The sequence below is a fragment of the Aerococcus sp. L_32 genome, assembly GCF_050689315.1.
Window position 1 is genome coordinate 1 of sequence record NZ_JBOEQF010000762.1, and the last position, 869, is coordinate 869.

The window sequence follows — 869 nt, forward strand, 5'->3', positions numbered from 1 at the left end:
GGTGAAATTTTTGGCCAAGCAGAATATGAACATTCAGTTTACTCATTTGAAGAATCGGATGTAGATATGTTATTCTCTGCCTTCAATAAATATGAAGCTGAAGCCTTGAAACAAATCGACAACGAATTAGTCCACCCAGCTTATGACTACATTTTGAAATGTTCACATGCTTTTAACTTACTAGATGCGCGTGGTGTGATTTCTGTTACTGACCGTGCCGCTTACCTTGCTCGTATCCGTAACATGGCCCGCCGTGTAGCTAAAATGTTTGTGAAGAAACGTGCTGACTTGGGTTACCCATTGTTAGACCGTGAAACAGCAGAAGCGTTATTGAAGGAGGAAAAATAATGAGCCAACATACATTTTTATTTGAAATTGGTTTGGAAGAAGTACCTGCTCAATACGTACGTAATGCCGTGAACCAATTAAAATCACTAGTAGAAAACTTTTTATCAGACAACCGTTTAACTTTTGACAATGTCGAAACATTTGCGACACCTCGCCGTTTGACTGTACGTGTTAATGGTTTAGCCGACAAGCAAACAGACTTTTCTGAAGTAGCTAAGGGACCTGCTAAACGTATTGCCCAAGATGAAGAGGGTAATTGGACCAAAGCTGCCCAAGGTTTCGCTCGCGGTAAAGGTGCCTCTGTTGAGGATATTTACTTTGAAGAAGTTAAAGGTGAAGAGTATGTTTTCATTAATATTTCGGAACCAGGTAGCCAAGCGGCCGACATTTTACAAGATGTGGTTTCAGTTATCGACCAAATGTCATTCCCTGTTTCAATGCACTGGGCTTCATATGATGTTAAATACATCCGCCCAATCCACTGGATGGTTGCCTTATTAGATGACCAAGTCTTACCGTTA

At 40.7% G+C, this 869-nt stretch carries 2 protein-coding genes; both read left to right on the plus strand.

What is annotated here, in order from left to right; all coding sequences use genetic code 11:
* On the plus strand, window positions 1-348 hold a 348-nt coding region (locus tag ACRCJ0_RS16280; protein WP_431391205.1), incomplete at its 5' end, for a glycine--tRNA ligase subunit alpha.
* A partial coding sequence (locus tag ACRCJ0_RS16285) for a glycine--tRNA ligase subunit beta (RefSeq protein WP_431391206.1) occupies window positions 348-869 on the plus strand: 522 nt, incomplete at its 3' end. The genes ACRCJ0_RS16280 and ACRCJ0_RS16285, both read left to right, overlap by 1 nt.